Annotated in this window: 12 protein-coding genes and 1 pseudogene; 5 read left to right on the top strand and 8 right to left on the bottom strand. The window is 70.5% G+C overall.

Translation table 11 applies throughout. The features are described from left to right. Nucleotides 1-177: 177 nt before the first annotated feature. The 4 genes from SH922_RS23505 to SH922_RS23490 form a co-directional block, all read right to left on the bottom strand. Nucleotides 178-1,068, bottom strand: coding sequence for an ABC transporter permease (locus SH922_RS23505; RefSeq protein ID WP_393059863.1), 891 nt, complete (start codon nucleotides 1,066-1,068; stop codon nucleotides 178-180). Then, nucleotides 1,055-2,047: an ATP-binding cassette domain-containing protein gene (locus SH922_RS23500; RefSeq protein WP_393059862.1), complete on the bottom strand. Its 993-nt coding sequence runs from the start codon at nucleotides 2,045-2,047 to the stop codon at nucleotides 1,055-1,057. Before SH922_RS23500 ends, SH922_RS23505 begins: the two co-directional genes overlap by 14 nt. Nucleotides 2,048-2,191: 144 nt before the next feature. Further along, a complete protein-coding gene (locus SH922_RS23495) occupies nucleotides 2,192-3,424 on the bottom strand; it encodes an outer membrane lipoprotein carrier protein LolA (protein ID WP_393059861.1) in 1,233 nt (410 codons plus the stop codon). A gap of 217 nt (nucleotides 3,425-3,641) precedes the next feature. Further along, nucleotides 3,642-4,652, bottom strand: coding sequence for a polyprenyl synthetase family protein (locus tag SH922_RS23490; protein WP_393059860.1), 1,011 nt, complete (start codon nucleotides 4,650-4,652; stop codon nucleotides 3,642-3,644). Between the two features lie 156 nt (nucleotides 4,653-4,808). Between SH922_RS23490 and SH922_RS23485 the strand changes: the two genes are divergently transcribed. The 5 genes and pseudogenes from SH922_RS23485 to SH922_RS23465 form a co-directional block, all read left to right on the top strand. After that, nucleotides 4,809-6,308 carry a peptide MFS transporter gene (locus SH922_RS23485; protein ID WP_393059859.1) on the top strand — a complete coding sequence of 500 codons (1,500 nt, stop codon included), beginning with the start codon at nucleotides 4,809-4,811 and terminating at the stop codon, nucleotides 6,306-6,308. A 9-nt stretch (nucleotides 6,309-6,317) separates the two neighbouring features. After that, a complete protein-coding gene (locus SH922_RS23480) occupies nucleotides 6,318-8,312 on the top strand; it encodes a CocE/NonD family hydrolase (RefSeq protein WP_393059858.1) in 1,995 nt (664 codons plus the stop codon). Nucleotides 8,313-8,462: 150 nt separating this feature from the next. Beyond that, nucleotides 8,463-9,692 (top strand): fumarylacetoacetase, encoded by a 1,230-nt coding sequence (gene fahA / locus SH922_RS23475; protein WP_393059857.1) that lies wholly within the window; start codon nucleotides 8,463-8,465, stop codon nucleotides 9,690-9,692. Next, the gene (locus SH922_RS23470; RefSeq protein WP_393059856.1) at nucleotides 9,689-10,366 is read left to right on the top strand and encodes a GPP34 family phosphoprotein; all 678 of its coding nucleotides are present in this window, start codon (nucleotides 9,689-9,691) and stop codon (nucleotides 10,364-10,366) included. The genes fahA and SH922_RS23470 overlap by 4 nt, the downstream gene beginning before the upstream one ends. 119 nt (nucleotides 10,367-10,485) lie before the next feature. After that, a pseudogene (locus tag SH922_RS23465) lies at nucleotides 10,486-10,677 on the top strand (GntR family transcriptional regulator); the annotation flags it as partial. A 183-nt stretch (nucleotides 10,678-10,860) separates the two neighbouring features. Here SH922_RS23465 and recQ read toward each other — a convergent pair. From recQ to nuoL, 4 genes are all read right to left on the bottom strand, one after another. Then, nucleotides 10,861-12,909 (bottom strand): DNA helicase RecQ, encoded by a 2,049-nt coding sequence (gene recQ / locus SH922_RS23460; protein ID WP_393063667.1) that lies wholly within the window; start codon nucleotides 12,907-12,909, stop codon nucleotides 10,861-10,863. A 159-nt stretch (nucleotides 12,910-13,068) separates the two neighbouring features. Further along, complete coding sequence (nuoN, locus tag SH922_RS23455; protein ID WP_393059855.1) at nucleotides 13,069-14,733, bottom strand: NADH-quinone oxidoreductase subunit NuoN; 1,665 nt, start codon at nucleotides 14,731-14,733, stop codon at nucleotides 13,069-13,071. Further along, on the bottom strand, nucleotides 14,730-16,301 hold the full coding sequence (locus tag SH922_RS23450; protein WP_393059854.1) for an NADH-quinone oxidoreductase subunit M: 1,572 nt from the start codon (nucleotides 16,299-16,301) through the stop codon (nucleotides 14,730-14,732). The genes nuoN and SH922_RS23450 overlap by 4 nt, the downstream gene beginning before the upstream one ends. Nucleotides 16,302-16,305: 4 nt before the next feature. After that, nucleotides 16,306-18,213 (bottom strand): NADH-quinone oxidoreductase subunit L, encoded by a 1,908-nt coding sequence (nuoL, locus tag SH922_RS23445; protein ID WP_393059853.1) that lies wholly within the window; start codon nucleotides 18,211-18,213, stop codon nucleotides 16,306-16,308. Nucleotides 18,214-18,217: the final 4 nt, after the last annotated feature.

Genomic DNA, 18,217 nt, shown 5'->3' with positions numbered 1-18,217 from the left:
TTGAGCCAATCCTTGTTGACAGTCCGTCGCCAAAAGCCGAACAATGCTCAGGCGGGAAACGGAACGTACCGTGTCGGCTCGTTCCTTACCTTTCGCACCGTTCGTGCCGTTCGTGCCGCGACGAGCCGATCGGGGGACGGCTCGCCGGCCGACGGTACGGGTGCCGGTCCGCTCCCGTCACGCGGTGATGTCCTTCGCCGTGAACCTGGCCCAGGCCGCCGAGCCGAACACCGCCGCGTACAGCCCCTGAAGCTCCAGGTTCTTCAGCACCTCGTCCCAGTACACGGGCGCGCGCATCAGGTCCGAGAAGGACAGCCAGTAGTGCGGGAAGAGATACGGGTGGATCCCGCTCAGCTGCGGGATGGTGTCCACGATCTGCACGGTGATCAGCACCCCGACCGTCGCCGCCATGGCTGCGATCCCGCTGTTGGTGAGGGTCGACACGAAGAGTCCGAGCGCCGCGAAGCCGATCAGTGACGCCGCGACCGCCACCGCGACGAGCCCCGCCCGGAGCAGCCCCTCGCCGAAGCCGATCCGGGTCCCGGAGATCGTCGTGACCTCGCCGAAGGGGAAGAGCAGCGCACCCACGGCCAGCGCGGAGGCCGCCACGACGAGGGTCGCGACCAGACAGAAGGCCAGGGTGGAGGCGTATTTGGCGAGGAGCAGCCGGGTCCGGCCGGCCGGCGCGACCAGCAGATAGCGCAGCGTCCCCGCGTTGGCCTCGCCCGCGACCGCGTCGCCCGCGATGACGCCCACCGCCATGGGGAGGAAGACCGGGAGGGTCGCGGCGAGGGACGCGAAGACCAGGAAGAGCCCGTTGTTGGTCACCTGGGAGAGGAACGCGGGCCCTCCCCCGCCTCCGCCGGGACCGGGCGACGAGCCGTCGGCCGTCTCGATGCGCACCGCGATCCCGATCAGTACGGGGACGGCGGCGAGCACGCCGAGCAGGGCCAGGGTGCGCCATCGGCGCAGGGTGGTGGTCAGTTCGGAGCGCAGGATGCCGAGCGTCCACAGCGGGTTGCGCCGGACCGGAGCGGCCTCGGCGGGTGCGAGTTCAGCCTGCGACATCGAATCCCTCTCCGGTGAGTGCGACGAAGGCGTCCTCCAACGAGGCCCGTTCGACGCCGAAGGACCGGACCCGGACCCCGCCGTGGACCAGGGCGGCGTTCAGGTCCGCGAGTTCGACGGAGCCCGGCGGGGCGTCGGCCCGTACCCGGTCGCCGTCCGGGGCGATGCCGGTGATCCCGTGCTCCTTGAGGATGCGGGCGGCTTCGGCCGGGTCCGGAGTGGTGACGGCGAGCCGGCCGAGGGTGCCCGCGGCGAGGTCGGCGACGGGCCCCTGGGTGATCAGCCGGCCCCGGGCCATGACTGCCGCGTGGGTGCAGATCTGCTCGATCTCGTCGAGGAGGTGGGAGGAGAGGAAGACCGTGGTGCCCTCGGCGGCCAGCTCCCGGACCAGGGCGCGGATCTCCCGCATGCCCTGCGGGTCCAGGCCGTTGGTCGGCTCGTCCAGGACGAGCAGCCTGCGGGGCCGGAGCAGGGCTGCGGCAAGGCCTAGGCGCTGCTTCATGCCCAGTGAGTACGCCCGGGCCTTCTTGCCGGCCGCGGCGGCAAGACCGACCCGCTCCAGGGCGTGGCCGACGCGGGCGCTCCGGGTCCGCGGATCGGCGGTGGGGTCGGCGCGGTCGTAGCGCACGAGGTTGTCCCGGCCGCTCAGGAACCCGTACAGCGCGGGGCCTTCGATCAGCGCCCCGACCTGCGGGAGCACGGTGCGGGCCGCGCCCGGCATGGGGTGTCCCAGGACGGTCGCGGTGCCGGACGTCGGATCGATCAGGCCCATCAGCATCCGGATCGTGGTGGTCTTCCCGGAGCCGTTGGGCCCGAGGAAGCCGAAGACGCTGCCGCCCGGGACGGTGAGGTCGAGCTCGTCGACGGCGAGCTGGCCGCCACGGTAGCGCTTGGTCAGACCCCGGGTCTCGATCACGGCTGCGGGTTCGTTCACCGCCGGACGGGCCCTGGGCCCGCTCACGGTCCCGGACTCGGTCATGCGTACTCCCCTTGATTCGGAAAGCGGCGGGTGCGGAAAGTGGCAGGCACGGAAGCGGCAGGTACGGAAAGCGCCGCGGATCGCACCCGCCCCGCCGTACGGAGGCTACGACGGGGCGGGGCGAAAGGTGTACCGGTCGGTGTGTCAGCCGGCGTTGTCCGCCGCCTTCACCAGCGCGTCCTTGGTGACCGCACCGACGTAGACACGGCCGTCGTCCGTCATCAGAGCGTTGACCAGGCGCGTCTTGAAGACCGTGCCCGAGCCGAACTTTCCGGTGACCTTGTCGCCGAGGGAGTCCAGGAACTGCTGCGCCTCGGCCGGTACCTCGCCCGACCCCTCCGACGGGAGGGCCGCCCCGCCGGGGGTCTTGAACTCGGCGATGGTGTTCCAGCCCTTGCCGATCACGTTCATCCCCTCGAACGCGCTCAGGTCGCCCTTCGCCTTCTCGGCCTCGGCCTTTCCGTGGCCCTCGGCCTCGTCCGCCTCGGTCACCTCGGCGCCCTTGGGCGGGGTGAAGGAGAACGAGGACGCGTCGGGCCTGTCGAAGTCGACCGAGGTGAACCCGGCGTCGATCGCCGCCTTGCCACCGCTGCTGGGCTGCAGGGTGAACTTGAGCGGTACGCCGTTCTCCGCGTCCACCGCGACGGTGATCGAGCCGATCGTGGAGCCGCTCTGCTCGGGCTTGATGACCAGCCGGTACGCGTCGCGCCCGGCGACCTGCGCGGTGCCCTCGACCCTGACGGACGTGGTGCCGTCGGCGGCCTTCAGCGCCTGCTCGGCCAGGGCCTTCGGGGTGGTGGGTACGCCGTCGGGGGCGGCCCGGTGCTCGCCCGCCTCGGCGCGGTCCTCGGCCCGGCCCTCGGCGTGGTAGACCGTGTTCGACTTGCTGTCGTACGCCCAGACCTGGTCCCCGTTGTGGATCAGGCTGTACTCGGACGCCCGGTCCAGGATCGACACCCGCTGCTTGTCGGGTCCGTCGGCGGCCACCCGGAGGGTGTGCGTGCCGGAGGCGAGCTCCGTCAGTTTGGTCTGCGGGTCGGCGCTCGCCGAGCCCTTGTCGCCCGCGCCGTCCGGGACGAAGGAGCCGGCCAGGCCGCCCATCGACGGGATGCCGAGGTCGGTGCTGATCTTCACCGTGCCGGAGAGCTGCTGCGTGTCCGATGCGGCGATCTTCTCGATGAGTTCCTGTGCGGTGATCTTCGGCAGATCGGGGTCTCCCGAGCTGGCGAGCGCCGGGACCAGCCCGATCGTCGCGGCCGCGACTCCCGCCACCGCGACCGGGACGATGTAGCGCACCGCCTTCCTGCGGCCCGCGACGGCGCCCTTGGTGCCGGGCGCTGCCGTGCCGTTGGTGCCTGCGCTGTCGTTCGGTGCCATGTGTGCCCTACCTCCGTGGTCGGCGGCTTCCGTCCGGATGCACTCGTCCACTCCGTGCCGCCATTCTCACCCGTTTTGGTCAGGAGTGGTTGTTCTCCATCTGACCAAATCGGGCGGCTCAAGGCGTCAGCCCGCGGGAGCAACTCCGCGTACCTCTCCGGGATGACGCCGAGGGGCGGATCCTCCGCCGCCCAGTAGGGGTTCCGGCGGACGGCGCTCAGCCCGCGCGGTGCACCACGGCGTCGCACATCTCTTCGAGGGCGTCCTTCGCGTAGCACGAGGGCAGCGGCGAGAGGGTGGCCCGCGCCTCCTGGGCGTACCGGACCGTGTCGCGTCGTGCCTGGTCGAGCGCCGGGTGGGCGCGCAGTCGGCGCAGTGCCTCGTCGAGCCGGCCCGGCTCGTTCAGGTCGCTGTCCAGCAGCTCGACGAGCTCCAGGTCGTCCGGCTTGCCGTCGGCCGCGGCCTGCGCCCTCAGGTGGAGGACGGGCAGGGTCGGGATGCCTTCGAGGAGGTCGGTGCCGGGGGTCTTGCCGGACTCGTGGGAGTCGGAGGCGATGTCGAGGACGTCGTCGGCGAGCTGGAAGGCGACGCCGAGGCGTTCGCCGTACTGGGTGAGGATGTCGGTCGCCGACTCGTCGGCGCCGGACATCATCGCGCCGAACCGGCAGGCGACGGCGATCAGCGAGCCGGTCTTGCCGCGCATCACGTCGAGGTAGTGCTCGACCGGGTCGCGCCCGTCGCGCGGGCCGGCGGTCTCCAGGATCTGGCCGGTGACCAGACGCTCGAACGCCTCGGCCTGGATGCGGACGGCCTCGGGGCCGAGGTCGGCCAGGATGTGCGACGCGCGCGCGAAGAGGAAGTCGCCGGTCAGCACGGCCACCGAGTTGCCCCAGCGGGAATTGGCGCTGTCGACCCCGCGCCGCACGTCGGCCTCGTCCATCACGTCGTCGTGGTACAGCGTCGCGAGGTGTGTCAGCTCGACGACCACGGCCGCGGGCACCACGCCCGGGGCGTCGGCGTCACCGAACTGGGCGGCCAGCATCGCCAGGAGGGGCCGGAACCGCTTGCCGCCCGCGCGCACCAGGTGCTGGGCGGCCTCCGTGATGAAGGGCACCTCGCTCTTGGTGGCATCGAGCAGCCCCGACTCGACAGCAGCCAAACCGGCCTGGACACCGGCCTCAAGAGCCTGGTCCCGCACGCTCAGTCCGAACGGCCCGACGACGGTCACGAGGGGATCTCCTGTCTGCTGACGATCACACGGAATGTCGATGTGTCGCTGTCATCACTCAAGTCAGCGTATCCGGTCCCCTTTGGATCACCGTGGGCGCCTTCCCGCCACCGCCGGTATGTTCGGGATCAGCTCATACGATCAGGAGTTGTCCCTTTGTCCCACACGGCCACCGACACCGAACCGACCCAGCCGCCGCCGGGCGATGACCACGCCTTCTTCGGCCAGCCGCGGGGTCTGATGACCCTGTCCGGCCTGGAGGTCTGGGAGCGGTTCTCGTTCCTCGGCATGCAGGCCATCCTGGTCCTCTACTTCGCCGACACCGTCGCCAACGGCGGCATGGGGATGGAGGCCGGCACCGCCGCGTCCGTCTCCGCCGCCTACGGCACCCTCGTCTACCTGGTCTCCGTGGCCGGCGGCTGGCTGGCCGACCGGATCCTCGGCTCGTACCGCGCCGTCCTGTACGGCGGCATCCTCATCGCCATCGGCCATTACGCCATGGCGGTGCCCACCAATGCCATGACCTGGGTCGGCCTGGGCCTGATCAGCGCCGGAACGGGCCTGCTCAAGCCCAATGTCGCCACCATGGTCGGCAAGCTCTACCGCACCGAGGACGAGCGCCGCGACGCCGGCTTCGCCCTCTACTACATGGCCATCAACATCGGCGCGTTCCTCGGCCCGCTGATCACCGGCTGGCTCGGTGACCACGCGAGCTGGCACTGGGGTTTCTCGGCCGCCGCCATCGGTATGACGCTCGGCCTGATCCAGTACGTAATGGGCCGCCGTCACCTGGCCGGGCGTAAGAACACCGCCGAGTTCCCACTGGCCCCCGGGCCCATGCGACGGGCCGTCCGGCTCATCGTCATCGGCATCGTGGTGGTCGCCGCCGTCGCCACCGCGCTGGCCCTCGCGGGCTGGCTCACCATGGACCGCTTCGTCGACCTGCTCACGCTGATCTCCGTGATCGCGCCGGTCGTCTACTTCGTGGTGATGTTCCGCAGCCCCCGGGTCACCGCGGAGGAACGCGGCAGGCTGCGCCCGTACGTGGTGCTGTTCCTGGCATCCGTCGTCTTCAACTTCATCCTCTTCCAGGCGTACTCGACGATGATGCTGCTCGCGTCGTCCAACGCCCGCACAGAGATCTTCGGCTTCCACTTCCCGGCCAGCTGGTACGCCTCCGCGCTCGGCGCCTTCGAGGTGGCGCTGGCCCCGGTGGTGGCTGCCGTGTGGGCGAAGATGGGCCCCCGCCAGCCGCACGCGTCCAACAAGATCGCGATCGGGGTGATCCTCGGCGGGCTCTCGTTCCTGCTGATGGTCCTGCCCACCTCCGGGCACGCCGACGACACGTACAAGATGGCCGCCTGGTGGATCGTCGGTTCCTACCTGCTGCTCGGGCTCGGCGACATCCTGCTGGAGACCTCCGGCATGTCCGCGACCACGAAGCTCGCCCCGAAGGCGTTCGCCAGCCAGACGATGGCGCTCTGGTTCCTCTCCCTGGCCCTCGCCAACGGCATCCAGGCCCAGATCGTGAAGCTGTACGGCGAGGTCTCCAACCCCGCCTACTTCGGTGTCAATGGCGCTATCGCGGTGGCGGCCGGTGTGGCCGTCATCGCCGCCGCACCCTGGCTCAAGCGCACCATGCACCCCGTCCACTGAGGTACCCCCATGCACATCCAGACCGCGTTCCCGTACGAGACGACCCGCGAGGACCTCTATATCCCGCTCCCGGACGGCACCCAGCTGTACGCCCGGATCTGGCGGCCGGTCACGGACGAACCCGTCCCCGCGCTGCTGGAGTACCTGCCCTACCGGCTGAGCGACTGGACCGCGCCACGCGACTGGCAGCGCCACCCCTGGTACGCGGGCCACGGCTACGCCTCGGTCCGGGTCGACGTGCGCGGCCACGGCAACAGCGAGGGGATGCCGGGCGACGAGTACGACGCGACGGAGCTCGCCGACGGGGTCGCCGTCATCCACTGGCTGGCCCAGCAGGAGTGGTGCTCGGGCCGGGTCGGCATGTTCGGCATCTCGTGGGGCGGCTTCAATTCGCTCCAGATCGCCGCGCTCGCCCCTGAGCCGCTGAAGGCGATCGTCACCGTCTGCTCGGCCGACGACCGCTACGACAACGACGTCCACTACATGGGCGGCTCGGTCCTCGCCGTGGACATGCACGCCTGGGCGGCGACCATGCTGGCCTTCGTCTGCCGGCCGCCCGACCCCGCGGACGTCGGCGACGACTGGCGGGAGATGTGGCTGAACCGGCTCGAAGCCGTGGACCCCTTCATCCACACCTGGCTGGCACACCAGACGCGCGACGACTACTGGAAGCACGGCAGCGTCTGCGAGGACTACTCCGCGATCCAGGCCAGTGTCCTCGCGGTGGGCGGCTGGCACGACCCGTACCGCGACACCGTGCTCCGGCTCGTCGAGCACCTGGACCCCGGGAAGGTCCGCGGGCTGATCGGGCCCTGGTCGCACCAGTACCCCGACCGCGGGCTCCCGCCGGGACCCGGCATCGGCTTCCTCCAGGAGACGCTGCGCTGGTGGGACCAGCATCTGAAGGACAAGGACACCGGCGTCATGGCGGAGCCCCTGCTGCGGTCCTGGATCAGCGAGTCGCACCGGCCGGCCACGGTCTACGAGACGCTGCCCGGCCGCTGGGTCGGGGACACCAGCTGGCCGTCGGAGAACGTTGCGCCGGTCGCGTACGCCCTCCAGGGCGGGCCGCAGATCGTCCACTCGCCGCAGCAGACCGGGGTGGACGCCGGCCGGTTCTTCCCGTTCGGCAACGACGCCGACCTGCCGCCCGACCAGCGTGACGAGGACGCCAAGTCGGTGTGCTTCGAATTCCCGGTCGAGGGTGCCCCGATCGAGATCCTGGGCCGCCCCCGGGTGAAGCTGCGCATCCGGATGGACGTGCCGCGCGGCCAGGCCGTCGCGCGGCTCTGCGACGTCGCCCCCGACGGCTCGTCCACCCTCGTCACCCGCGGCGTCCTCAACCTCGCCGCCCGCGACGGCCGGGACCGTACCGAGGACTGGCCCGTCGGCGAGACCGAGGACGTCACCTTCGACCTGAACGGCATCGGGCACACCTTCCCTCCTGGCCACCGCATCAGGCTCGCGGTCTCCTCCTCGTACTGGCCGTGGATCTGGCCGCAGGCCGGCTCGAAGGGCTTCACCCTGGACGCGGACGGCAGCTTCGTCGAGCTCCCGGTGCGCCGGCACACCGAGGACCCCTCGATCCGCTTCGAGGAGCCGGAGCAGTCGGAGCCGCTCGGGGTCGTCTTCCCCGTCACCCTCGACGAGCAGCGCCCCGAGCGGCTGGTGGTCCGCGATGTCGCCAAGGGCGAGTGGCGGATGGAGGTCGACCCGCGCTACGGCGGCACGCGCGTCTACCCGGACGGCCTGGAGTTCACCGAGGACGCCGTGGAGACGTACACGATCCAGGAGAACGACCCGCTCTCCGCGCGCACCCGCTCCGACTGGACGATCCGGCTGCACCGGCCGGAGATGGCCTGGGACGTGCTGGTCGAGACGCGCTCCGAGATCTCCGCGGACGCGGACGACTTCATCACCTCCAACGAGGTGGTCTGCAAGGAGGGCGGCGAGGTCGTCTTCCACCGGACCTGGGAGAAGCGGATTCCGCGCACGTCGGGCTGAACGGCACGGCCGTGTCCCCGCGTACCTTTCCGGTATGCGGGGACACGGGTGAACTTTCCGGGCATTGGGGATGGTTGGGGCACTGCCGTTGGGGGATGTCCCCCACGTAACGTGTCCCCCACAGCGACCTGGAAAGCGAGGCAGCAACAGATGCCCGAGCAGAGCAGCCCGCTCGACGTGGCCGAGGGCGATCCCTTCGGTCCGCACAACCTTCCGTACGGTGTCTTCTCCACGCCCGACCGGCCCGGCGAGACGCGGGTCGGTGTGCGCATCGGCAGCCACGTGCTGGATGCCGGGGCGGCCGCGCACGCGCTGGGTTCGCCCTATGCGCAACTGCTGGCCCAGCCCGACCTGATGCCCCTGCTCGCGGCCGGCCGCACCGCCTGGAGCGATGTGCGCCGGGCACTGACCGCCTGGGTGACGGTGCCGGCCCACCGCGCGGACATCGAGCCGCTGCTGCATCCCGTCGACTCCGTGACGCTCCATCTGCCCTACCGGGTCGCGGACTACGTGGACTTCTACGCCAGCGAGAACCACGCCACCAATGTCGGCCGGATCTTCCGCCCGGACGGCGAGGCGCTCACCCCCAACTGGAAGCACCTGCCCATCGGTTACCACGGCCGGGCGGGCACGGTCGTGGTCTCCGGTACGGACGTGGTGCGCCCGTCGGGGCAGCGCAAGGCCCCTGCCGACCCGGCGCCCGTCTTCGGCCCGTCCGTCAAGCTGGACATCGAGGCCGAGGTCGGATTCGTCGTCGGAGTCGGCTCGGAGCAGGGCCGCCCGGTGCCGCTCACCGACTTCCGCGAGCACGTCTTCGGCCTGTCGCTGCTCAACGACTGGTCGGCACGCGACATCCAGGCCTGGGAGTACGTCCCGCTGGGCCCCTTCCTCGGCAAGTCCTTCGCCACGTCCGTATCGGCGTGGGTGACACCACTGGAGGCCCTGGACGCCGCCCGGACCGCCCCGCCCGCACGCGACTTCCCGCTGCTGCCCTACCTCGACGACGCGGACGAGGAGGAGCCCGGAGGCTTCGACCTCCGGCTCTCCGTCGCGATCAACGGCCAGGTCGTCGCGGAGCCGCCGTTCTCCACCATGTACTGGACGGCGGCCCAGCAGCTGGCACAGATGACGGTGAACGGCGCCTCACTGCGCAGCGGTGACCTGTACGGCTCCGGCACCATCAGCGGCGCCGACCCGGCCCAGCGGGGCTCCCTGCTCGAACTCACGTGGAACGGGCGCGATCCGCTCGAACTCCCGGAGGGCAAGCGGACGTTCCTGGAGGACGGCGACACGGTGACCATCACGGCCTGGGCCCCGGGCCCGGACGGCACCCGGGTCGGTCTCGGCGAGGTGACCGGACGGATCGTGTCCGCACCATGACCCGGCCCCCCGGCCCCACGCTGCCCGAGGAACTGCTGCTGCTCGCGCTGGACCCCCAGCGCGGCAAGCCGTACTGCCGCAACCGCTTCCTGGAGTACGCGATGGCCGGGGCGGCCCTGGCGGAGCTGGAGCTCCAGGGGCGGATCACCGAGCAGCGCGGCGAGGTGCAGACGGTCAACCCGCTGGAGCCGCCGGACCCGCTGCTGGCCGCGCTGATGCGGAGCCTGCCGGCACCCGGCAAGGGCCGCTCGGGCGTCTCGGCCCAGGGCTGGGTCCGGCGTGCCGGGCGGCCGGCCGCGGACATGTATCTGGAGGCCCTGGTACAGCGCGGTGTCCTGCTCAGGGAGACCCGCCGCGTCCTCGGTCTGCTGCCCTGCCAGCGCCACCCGGCGGGACCGCATAGCTACGCGGGCCCGGTCCGGGAGCGGTTCGCGGCGGCCGAGAGGGCCGGCTTCCCGGACCACCGCAGCCGCGCGCTGGCCGCGCTCGTCTCGGCGGCAGACCTCGACCCGCGCGTGGCCGGGGGCGGCCGGGCGTCCCGTTCGGCGATGCGGTCACTGGTCCAGGAGCGGTGGCCGGCCTACGCGGTGTACCGCAACGTCCGCCAGGACACGTCGGACCCGTCCGGGAGGCGGGCGGGACGGGCGGGGATGAACTCCAGCAACGTCTCCTGACCCCGCGCCGGTGGCAGATCTTCCCGTAACCTGCCACATCACCGCAGGTCACAGCCGTTGCGCCGGTGTCCCCAAGTGGCGCAACACTGTGGCAACACCAACTCCCTTACGGCGTCGGTATGGTCCACCGCATGCCAGCCGAACGCATCCGTGAGCACACCGTGCCGGTCGCCGCCGCCCGCCGGCGCCGACTGCGCGCGGACGGTGCCCGGCTCCTCGCCGACCTGCTGCGCCACCAGGTGCGCACGGGTGCGTTCCCGGGCGGTGTCCTGCCGTACGAGGACACGATCGGCACCGACTACCGCGTCTCGACTATGTGGCCCCGCCCAAGTCCGGGGCCCGGCTTGCGACAGGCGCCTGTACCTCGACCGGCATCTTCCACGAGCGGATGAAGGTCTCCGCGCCCTTCCCTGTCGATCTCGACCCCCATCGCGACCGTCTCGCGGCGCCGGGCGGCGGACCCGCAGTAGATCCGCCGCTCCCCCGCTGCCGCCTCACTCGTACTCCGGCGGCTCCTCGTCCCAGCCGAATTCCGGATCGGCGGCCGGGGCCGGGACCCGGGCCGGGGCAGCCGGGGCCGGGGCAGCCGGGGCCGGGGCCGCCGGAGCCGGGGCAGCCGGGGCCGGGGCCGGGCTCACCGGCGCGGGGGCCGGGGCGGCCGTCTCCCCGAGTCCCGCCAGGACCTCCAGCACCCCTTCCCCGTACGTCGCCAGCTTCTTCTCGCCGAGGCCGCTGATCCCGCCCAGTTCGCCGAGCGACGACGGACGCAGGGTCGCGATCTCGCGCAGCGTCGCGTCGTGGAAGATCACATAGGCCGGGAGTCCCAGCTCCTTCGCCTGGGCGCCGCGCCAGGCGCGCAGCGCCTCGAAGACCGGGAGGGCCTCCGGGGGAAGCTCGGCGGCGGCCGCCGAGGACTTCGCCTTCCGCTCGCCCTTCGAGGAGGAACGGGACGACGCGGCCTGCTTCGCCTCCTTGCGCAGCAGCACCTCGCGCTCCCGGCCGAGGACGGTGCCGCTCTCCTCCGTGAGCACCAACGTGCCGTACTCGCCCTCGACGGCGATCAGGCCCTGGGCCAGCAACTGGCGGACGACGCCCCGCCATTCCGCCTCGGCCAGCTCCTCGCCGATGCCGAACACCGAGAGCTGGTCGTGGTCGAACTGGATGACCTTCGCGGTCTTGCGGCCCAGCAGGATGTCGATGATCTGGCCGGCGCCGAACTTCTGTCCGCGCTCCCGCTTCAGCCGGACCACCGTGGACAGCAGTTTCTGGGAGACCACCGTGCCGTCCCAGGTCTCGGGCGGGGTCAGGCAGGTGTCGCAGTTGCCGCAGGAGGCCGCGGTTGGCTCCTGGCCGAAGTACGTGAGCAGCTGAGCCCGGCGGCACTGGACGGTCTCGCAGAGCGCCAGCATGGAGTCCAGGTGCGAGGCGGCCCGGCGGCGGAACGCCTCGTCGCCCTCACCGCCCTGGATGAGCTTGCGCTGCTGGACGACGTCCTGGAGTCCGTACGCCATCCAGGCCGTCGACGGGGCTCCGTCACGGCCGGCGCGGCCGGTCTCCTGGTAGTAGCCCTCGACCGACTTCGGCAGGTCCAGGTGGGCGACGAACCGCACGTCCGGCTTGTCGATGCCCATGCCGAAGGCGATCGTCGCGACGACGACGAGGCCCTCCTCGCGCAGGAAGCGGGACTGGTGGATCGCGCGGGTGCCCGCGTCCAGGCCCGCGTGGTACGGGACGGCCTCGATGCCGTTGCGGCAGAGGTACTCGGCGGTCTTCTCGGTGGAATTGCGCGAGAGGCAGTAGACGATGCCCGCGTCGCCGGCGTGCTCCTCCTTGAGGAAGGTGAGCAGCTGCTTCTTCGGGTCGGCCTTGGGCACGATGCGGTACTGGATGTTGGGCCGGTCGAAGCTGGCCACGAAGTGCTTGGCGTCGGGCATGCCCAGCCGCTGGGTGATCTCGCGGTGCGTGGCGTCCGTCGCGGTGGCCGTCAGGGCGATGCGCGGGACGTCGGGCCAGCGTTCGCCCAGCACGGACAGGGCCAGGTAGTCGGGCCGGAAGTCGTGGCCCCACTGGGCAACGCAGTGCGCCTCGTCGATCGCGAACACGGAGATCTCGCCGCGGGAGAGCAGCCCGAGGGTGGAGTCCAGGCGCAGGCGCTCGGGGGCCAGGTAGAGCAGGTCGAGCTCGCCCGCGGTGAACTGGGCCTCCATCGAGCGGCGCTCGTCGAAGTCCTGCGTGGAGTTGATGAACCCGGCGCGCACGCCGAGCGCCCGCAGCGCGTCCACCTGGTCCTGCATCAGGGCGATCAGCGGGGAGATGACGATGCCCGTGCCCTTCCTGACCAGGGCCGGGATCTGGTAGCAGAGGGACTTGCCGCCACCGGTCGGCATGAGCACGACGGCGTCGCCGCCCGCCACGACGTGGTCGACGACCGCTTCCTGCTCGCCGCGGAACGTCTCGTACCCGAAGACCCGGTGCAGCGTCTGCCGCGCATCGCTCTCGGTCACGCCCGTGGTCATGTCCGTCACGCCTGTCCCGCCCGTCATGCTCATCGCTCTGTTCCCCCGACGGCTGTCCCGTTCTGTTCCTGCGCTCTCCCTGCCACGATAGGCGCCGCGTACGACAACGCCGGACGGGCTTGACTTCCAAGCCCGTCCGGCGCTGTCGAAGCGGTGGTGCGTCCGCCTACCTCACGAACACTCCGGCTACCTCACGAACACTCCGGCCTGGCTCGCCAGGTCCAGGAAGTACTGCGGGGCCAGGCCCAGCACCAGGGTGACCGCGACGCCGACGGCGATCGTGGTCATCGTCAGCGGGGACGGGACGGCGACCGTGGGGCCGTCCGCCTTCGGCTCGCTGAAGAACATCAGCACGATGACCCGGATGTAGAAGAACGCGGCGATCGCCGAGGAGATCACACCGACGACGACAAGGCCGCCCGCACCACCCTCGGCCGCGGCCTTGAACACCGCGAACTTCCCGGAGAAGCCCGAGGTGAGCGGGATACCGGCGAAGGCCAGCAGGAACACCGCGAAGACCGCGGCGACCAGCGGGGAGCGCCGGCCGAGCCCGGCCCACTTCGACAGGTGCGTCGCCTCGCCGCCCGCGTCACGCACCAGGGTGACGACGGCGAAGGCGCCGACCGTCACGAAGGAGTACGTGGCCAGGTAGAACAGGACCGAGGAGATGCCCTGCGGGGTGGCCGCGATGACACCGGCGAGGATGAATCCGGCGTGCGCGATCGAGGAGTAGGCCAGCAGCCGCTTGATGTCGGTCTGGGTGATGGCGACGACCGCGCCACCCACCATCGTGACGATCGCGATGCCCCACATGACCGGGCGCAGATCCCAGGAGAGGCCCGGCAGCACCACGTACAGCAGGCGCAGCAGCGCACCGAACGCGGCGACCTTCGTGGCCGCGGCCATGAAGCCGGTGACCGGGGTCGGGGCGCCCTGGTAGACGTCCGGGGTCCACATGTGGAACGGAACGGCACCGACCTTGAAGAGCAGGCCGGTCAGGATCATCGCGCCGCCGATCAGCAGCAGCACGTCGTTGCCCATGGTGTCGGCGAGCGCCGGGTCGATCTGCTGGATGGAGCCGTCGACGACGGTGGCGATCTCGGCGTACGAGACGGAGCCCGCGTACCCGTAGAGCAGGGCGATCCCGAAGAGCAGGAACGCCGAGGAGAAGGCGCCGAGCAGGAAGTACTTCACCGCGGCCTCCTGCGACATCAGCCGCTTGCGGCGGGCGACGGCGCACAGGAGGTAGAGCGGGAGCGAGAAGACTTCCAGGGCCACGAAGAGCGTCAGCAGATCGTTGGCCGCGGGGAAGACCAGCATGCCGGCCACCGAGAAGAGGACCAGCGGGAAGACCTCGGTGGTGGTGAACCCGGCCCTGACGGCGGCCTTCTCGCTGTCGCCGCCGGGGACCGAAGCGGCCTGCGCGGCGAACGAGTCCACACGGTTGCCGTGCGACTCGGGGTCGAGCCGCCGCTCGGCGAAGGTGAAGACGGCGACCAGTGACGTCAGCAGGATGGTGCCCTGGAGGAACAGGGCGGGTCCGTCGACGGCGATGGCGCCCATCGCGGCGATGTGTGCCTTTGTCGTACCGTATCCGGCGGCTGCCAGACCGATCACCGCGGCGAACGCGGCGACCAGGGCGACGACGGTCAGGAAGACCTGCGTGTAGTAGCGGGCCCGGCGCGGCACGAAGGCCTCGACGAGCACGCCCAGGACGGCGACTCCGATCACGATCAGCACCGGGGTCAGCTGGGTGTACTCGATGACCGGTGCCTTGAACTTCTCGTCCGGGGCGGCCGATGTCACCCCGCCCGCCATTGTCCACAGGCTGTGGACAGCTGTTGCGCTCACTTGGCGGCCTCCACCTCGGGCTGGGGGTCCTTCTTCTGTACGTCCGACATGGTGTGCTGCACCGCCGGATTGACGATCTCCGTCAGCGGCTTCGGGTAGACGCCCAGGAAGATCAGCAGAGCGATCAGCGGGACGACGACCACCAGCTCACGGACCTTGAGGTCCGCCATGCCCTGGACCTCGGCCTTCACCGGTCCCGTCATCGTCCGCTGGTAGAGGACGAGGACGTAGATCGCGGCGAGCACGATCCCGGTGGTGGCGATGATGCCGACCGCCGGATACGCGGCGAACGCGCCGACCAGGACCAGGAACTCACTGACGAACGGGGCGAGCCCCGGCAGCGACAGCGTGGCCAGACCGCCGATCAGGAAGGTGCCGGCCAGGACCGGCGCCACCTTCTGCACTCCGCCGTAGTCGGCGATGAGCCGCGATCCGCGCCGGGTGATCAGGAAGCCCGCCACCAGCATCAGCGCGGCGGTCGAGATGCCGTGGTTGACCATGTAGAGCGTCGCGCCCGACTGGCCCTGGCTGGTCATCGCGAAGATGCCCAGGATGATGAAGCCGAAGTGCGAGATCGACGCGTAGGCGATCAGCCGCTTGATGTCGCGCTGGCCGACGGCGAGCAGCGCCCCGTAGACGATGCTGATCAGCGCCAGGACCAGGACCACCGGGGTGGCCCACTTGCTGGCCTCCGGGAAGAGCTGGAGGCAGAAGCGCAGCATCGCGAAGGTGCCGACCTTGTCGACGACCGCCGTGATCAGGACGGCGACCGGAGTGGTCGCCTCACCCATGGCGTTGGGCAGCCAGGTGTGCAGCGGCCACAGCGGGGCCTTCACCGCGAAGGCGAAGAAGAACCCGAGGAAGAGCCACCGCTCGGTGCTCGTCGCCATGGAGAGCGAGCCGTTGGCGCGGGCCTCGGCGATCTCGGAGAGCGAGAACGTCCCCGCGACCACGTAGAGACCGATGACCGCGGCCAGCATGATGAGGCCGCCGACCAGGTTGTAGAGGAGGAACTTGACTGCCGCGTACGAGCGTTGGGCGGCGGCGTTCTCGTCGCTGCCGGCGTGGGCCCGGTCCCCGAAGCCACCGATGAGGAAGTACATCGGGATGAGCATGGCTTCGAAGAGGATGTAGAAGAGGAAGACGTCGGTGGCCACGAAGGAGAGGACCACCATCGCTTCCACCATCAGGATCAGGGCGAAGAACCCCTGGGTGGGGCGCCAGCGCGAGGAGTTCGTCTCCAGGGGGTCGGCGTCGTGCCAGCCGGCCAGGATGACGAAGGGGATCAGCAGGGCGGTGAGCGCCATGAGCGCCAGCCCGATGCCGTCCACGCCCAGCTCGTACCGCACGCCGAAGTCCTTGATCCAGGCGTGCGATTCGGTGAGCTGGTAGCGGCTGCCGCCGGGCTCGAAGCGGACGAGCGCGATGCCCGCCAGCACGAGCGTGCCCAGCGAGAAGGCGAGCGCCAGCCATTTGGCGGCGGTGCGCCGGGCGGCCGGGACGGCGGCGGTGGCGATCGCGCCGATCGCCGGGAGCGCCGCCGTCGCTGTCAGGAGGGGAAAGGACATGTGATCAGACCGCCCTCATCAGCAGGGTCGCGGCGATGACGACCGCCGTACCGCCGAACATCGAGACCGCGTAGGAGCGGGCGTAGCCGTTCTGCAGTTTGCGCAGCCGGCCTGAGAGCCCGCCCATGGAGGCGGCCGTGCCGTTGACGACGCCGTCGACCAGGGAGTGGTCGACGTAGACCAGGGATCGGGTGAGGTGCTCGCCGCCGCGGACCAGGACCACGTGGTTGAAGTCGTCCTGGAGGAGATCGCGACGGGCCGCCCGGGTGAGCAGCGAGCCGCGCGGGGCGACCGCGGGCACCGGCTTGCGTCCGTACATCGCCCAGGCGATGGCGACACCGATGACGAGCACCACCATGGTGGCGGCCGTGACGGTGGTCGCACTGACCGGGGCGTCCCCGTGGCTGTGACCCGTGACGGGCTCCAGCCAGTGCAGGAAGCGGTCGCCGATGGAGAAGAAGCCTCCCGCGAACACCGAGCCGAACGCCAGGACGATCATGGGGATGGTCATGGACTTCGGGGACTCGTGCGGGTGCGGCTCGTGGCCTTCCGCGTCCGGCTGCCAGCGCTTCTCGCCGAAGAACGTCAGCAGCATCACGCGCGTCATGTAGAACGCGGTGATCGCGGCACCCAGCAGGGTCACCGCACCGAGGATCCAGCCCTCGGTGCCGCCCTTGGCGAAGGCCGCCTCGATGATCTTGTCCTTGGAGAAGAAGCCGGACAGACCGGGAAAGCCGATGATGGCGAGGTAGCCGAGCCCGAAGGTGACGAAGGTGACCGGCATGTACTTCCTGAGGCCGCCGAACTTCCTCATGTCGACCTCGTCGTTCATGCCGTGCATGACCGAACCGGCGCCGAGGAAGAGCCCGGCCTTGAAGAAGCCGTGCGTCACCAGGTGCATGATCGCGAAGACGTAGCCGATCGGGCCGAGCCCGGCGGCCAGGATCATGTAGCCGATCTGCGACATCGTCGACCCGGCGAGGGCCTTCTTGATGTCGTCCTTCGCGCAACCGACAATCGCACCGAAGATCAGCGTGACCGCACCGACGATCACGACGACCAGCTGGGCGTCCGGGGCGCCGTTGAAGATCGCGCCGGAGCGGACGATGAGGTAGACGCCCGCGGTCACCATGGTTGCGGCGTGGATCAGGGCCGAGACCGGGGTCGGGCCCTCCATCGCGTCACCGAGCCAGGACTGCAGCGGCACCTGGGCCGACTTGCCGCAGGCGGCGAGCAGCAGCATCAGGCCGATCGCCGTCAGCTTGCCCTCGCTCGTTTGACCGCCTTCGGCGGCGTCCAGCACGGGGCCGAAGGCGAAGGTGCCGAAGGTGGTGAACATCAGCATGATCGCGATCGACAGGCCCATGTCGCCGACCCGGTTGACCAGGAACGCCTTCTTGGCGGCGGTGGCCGCGCTGGGCTTGTGCTGCCAGAAGCCGATGAGCAGGTACGACGCCAGACCGACGCCCTCCCACCCGACGTACAGCAGCAGGTAGTTGTCGGCGATGACCAGGATCAGCATCGCCGCGAGGAAGAGGTTCAGATAGCCGAAGAAGCGGCGCCGGCGCTCGTCGTGCTCCATGTAGCCGATCGAGTAGATGTGGATCAGGGTGCCCACACCGGTGATCAGCAGCACGAAGGTCATCGACAGCTGGTCGAGCTGGAAGGCCACATCGGCCTGGAAGCCCTCGACCGGAATCCAGCTGAACAGGTACTGGTGCAGCGCGCGGTCGTCCGCGCTCCTGCCCAGCATGTCGGCGAAGAGCACCACGGCGACGACGAAGGAGGCGGCGGCGAGTGCGGTGCCGAGCCAGTGGCCCACGCGGTCAAGGCGTCGGCCGCCGCAGAGCAGCACCGCCGCTCCGAGCAGGGGCGCCGCGACAAGCAGCGCAATCAGGTTCTCTGCGTTCATTGGG

Origin of the sequence: Streptomyces sp. LN549 (assembly GCF_043203805.1) — a bacterium.
Lineage (GTDB): Bacteria > Actinomycetota > Actinomycetes > Streptomycetales > Streptomycetaceae > Streptomyces.
This window is presented reverse-complemented; position numbering and strand designations above follow the sequence as displayed.